A 397-nucleotide genomic window follows, 5' to 3' on the forward strand; every position below is an offset into this window, starting at 1 on the left:
ACGCAGCGCACGCCGAAGGCCGGCCGCTGGACACCGAGCTGCTGATGAACGAGATCCGCGCGACGAGGCCGCTGTCGGTGCTGATGGCCGAGCAGGTCGAGGCCTTGCGCGCGTGGGCGTCGGGGCGGACGGTTTCCGCGCGCTGGTCGGCGCGGTCATCATCGATTTCCCCACCGCCTGGGCCAGGACCGATGACGAATACTTCGCCAAGGCTGGTGAACTGCACGACCAGTGGCGCACCGATCCGCTGATCGGGACCGCGTTCGCGATGACGCTGACCACCTCGATGCGCTTCCTGCTGCGCCACCCTGCCTTGCCGGCCCTGTTCGGCCTGCTGTTGGCACCGCTGGCCTACCTCTCCGCAGCGCGCGGTTTCGATGCGATCCGCTTCGCCGCA

General features: G+C 69.0%; 2 pseudogenes. Both read left to right on the forward strand.

What is annotated here, in order from left to right:
* Positions 1-130: 130 nt before the first annotated feature.
* Positions 131-268, forward strand: a pseudogene (locus ABGA94_RS22285) (TRZ/ATZ family hydrolase); the annotation flags it as partial.
* Positions 257-397 (forward strand): annotated as a pseudogene (locus ABGA94_RS22290) (DUF2878 family protein); the annotation flags it as partial. The pseudogenes ABGA94_RS22285 and ABGA94_RS22290, both read left to right, overlap by 12 nt.

The sequence above is a fragment of the Stenotrophomonas sp. 3diitr2024 genome (genome assembly GCF_042136455.1).
GTDB classification, from domain to species: Bacteria; Pseudomonadota; Gammaproteobacteria; order Xanthomonadales; family Xanthomonadaceae; genus Stenotrophomonas; species Stenotrophomonas sepilia.